The organism is Sphaerisporangium sp. TRM90804 (assembly GCF_029846175.1).
In the GTDB taxonomy this organism is placed as follows: Bacteria; Actinomycetota; Actinomycetes; order Streptosporangiales; family Streptosporangiaceae; genus Sphaerisporangium.
This window is the reverse complement of record NZ_JARWAC010000058.1, coordinates 1-2,835: the sequence shown is the minus strand read 5'-3', so window position 1 is coordinate 2,835 and position 2,835 is coordinate 1. Positions and strand designations below refer to the sequence as shown.

The following is a 2,835-nucleotide window of genomic DNA, read 5'->3' as shown; positions in this document are numbered from 1 at the left end:
CGTGTCCTGGTCGCGGATGGGGCCATGGGCACGATGTTGCAGGCGTATGACCCGTCGTTGGATGACTTTGAGGGTCATGAGGGCTGTAACGAGGTGCTGAATGTGTCGCGTCCGGACATTGTGGCGGGGGTGCATGAGGCGTATCTGGGGGTGGGTGTTGATTGTGTGGAGACCAATACGTTCGGGGCGAATCTGGCGGCGTTGGCGGAGTATGAGATAGCGGACAAGATTTATGAGTATTCGCTGGCGGGGGCGCGGATCGCTCGGGAGTGTGCGGATCGGTTCTCCACGGTGGAGCGTCCGCGGTTCGTGTTGGGGTCGATGGGGCCGGGGACGAAGCTGCCGACGTTGGGGCATGTGCCGTATGGGCGGTTGCGGGATGCGTATGAGGTGAACGCGGCGGGGTTGGTGGCGGGGGGTGCTGATGCGTTGATCGTGGAGACGTGTCAGGACTTGTTGCAGGTGAAGGCCGCGATCAATGGGGCGCGTCGGGCGGTGGCGGCGTCGGGGCGTGATGTGGTGGTGATCGCGCAGGTGACGATCGAGACCAATGGTGCGATGTTGCTGGGGTCGGAGATCGGTGCGGCGTTGACGGCGATCGAGCCGTTGGGTGTGGATGTGGTCGGGTTGAACTGCGCGACCGGTCCGGCGGAGATGTCGGAGCATCTGCGGTATCTGGCCAAGCATGCCCGGGTCGCGTTGTCGTGCATGCCGAATGCGGGGTTGCCGGAGTTGACCTCTGATGGGGCGTATTACCCGTTGTCGCCGGTGGAGTTGGCGGCGGCGCATGCGCAGTTCGTGGCCGAGTACGGGTTGTCGCTGGTCGGCGGCTGTTGTGGTACCACTCCGGAGCACCTGCGCCTGGTGGTGGAGGCGGTCGACGGGCTGGTGCCGACTTCCCGGCGGCCGCATCCGGAGGCGGGGGCGGCGTCGTTGTATCAGCATGTGCCGTTTCGGCAGGACACCTCGTATCTGGCGATCGGGGAGCGGACCAACGCCAACGGGTCCAAGGCGTTTCGGGAGGCGATGCTGGCCGGGGACTTCGAGGAGTGTGTGGACATCGCCCGGGGTCAGGTCCGGGACGGGGCGCATCTGCTGGACTTGTGCGTGGACTACGTCGGCCGGGACGGGGCGGCGGACATGCGGGAGTTGGCGTTCCGGTTCGCCACCGCCTCCACGCTGCCGATCGTTTTGGACTCCACCGAACCCGCGGTCCTGCAAGCCGGGCTGGAGATGCTCGGGGGCCGGGCGGTGGTCAACTCGGTCAACTACGAAGACGGCGACGGCCCCGATTCCCGGTTCCAGCAGATCATGAAACTCGTCGTCGAGCACGGCGCGGCCGTGGTCGCGCTGACCATCGACGAGCAGGGGCAGGCGCGCACCGCCGACTGGAAGGTGCAGGTCGCGTCCCGGTTGATCGAGGAGCTGACCGGGTCGTGGGGGATGCGGGTCGAGGACATCTTGATCGACTGTCTGACGTTCCCGATCGCGACCGGGCAGGAGGAGACCCGCCGCGACGGCATCGAGACCATCGAGGCCATCTCCGAACTCAAACGCCGCTACCCACAGGTGCAGACCACCCTGGGATTGTCGAACGTGTCGTTCGGACTCAACCCCGCCGCCCGGCAAGTACTGAATTCCGTCTTCCTTCATGAGTGTGTGAAGGCGGGGTTGGACTCGGCGATCGTGCACGCCTCCAAGATCGTGCCGATGGCGCGGATCGCTGATGAGCAGCGGCAGGTCGCGTTGGATCTGGTGTATGACCGGCGCCGTGAGGGTTATGACCCGCTGGCGCGGTTCATGGAGTTGTTCGAGGGGGTGGACGCGGCCGGGGTGCGGCAGTCGCGGGCGGCGGAGTTGGCGGGGTTGCCGTTGTGGGAGCGGCTCAAGCGCCGGATCATCGACGGTGAGCGTAAGGGTCTGGAAGCGGATCTGGAAGAGGCGTTGGGGCGGCGTCCGGCGTTGGAGATCATCAATGAGGTGCTGCTGGATGGCATGAAGACGGTGGGGGAGCTGTTCGGTTCGGGGGAGATGCAGCTGCCGTTCGTGTTGCAGTCGGCCGAGGTGATGAAGGCCGCGGTGGCGTTCTTGGAGCCGCACCTGGACCGGGTGGAGGGTGAGACCAAGGGTCGGATCGTGTTGGCCACGGTCAAGGGCGATGTGCATGACATCGGTAAGAACCTGGTCGACATCATCTTGTCCAACAACGGGTATGAGGTGGTGAATCTGGGGATCAAGCAGCCGGTGTCGGCGATCTTGGAGGCGGCTGAGGCCAAGCAGGCCGATGTGATCGGCATGTCCGGGCTGCTGGTGAAGTCGACCGTGGTGATGAAGGAGAACCTGCAGGAGCTCAACGCCCGCCACATGGCCGGCCGGTTCCCCGTCCTGCTCGGCGGCGCGGCGTTGACCCGGGCCTACGTCGAGCAAGACCTCGCCGACGTCTACGAGGGCGAGGTGCGGTACGCCCGGGACGCGTTCGAGGGGTTGCGGTTGATGGACGCGTTCATGGCGGTCAAACGGGGGGTGGCGGGGGCGGCGTTGCCGCCGCTGCGGCAACGCCGGGTGACCACCGGCGCGAAGCTGGTTCGCACGCCGGAGGCGGAGATCCCGGCGCGGTCGGATGTCGTGGTGGACAACCCGGTGCCTTCTGCGCCGTTTTATGGGTCGCGGGTGGTCAAGGGGGTGTCGCTGGCCGAGTATGCGGCGTTCCTGGACGAGCGGGCCACGTTCATGGGCCAGTGGGGCCTGAAGGCCTCCCGCGGCGGATCCGGGCCCTCCTACGAGGAACTGGTGGAGACCCAAGGCCGGCCGCGGCTGCGGATGTGGCTGGAGCGG

The 2,835-nt window shown here is 66.3% G+C and carries 1 protein-coding gene; it reads left to right on the top strand.

Translation table 11 applies throughout. The features are described 5' to 3' along the window. Positions 1–2,835 (top strand): methionine synthase (metH, locus tag PYR91_RS36195; RefSeq protein ID WP_279787512.1); only part of this gene is annotated, 2,835 nt, incomplete at both ends.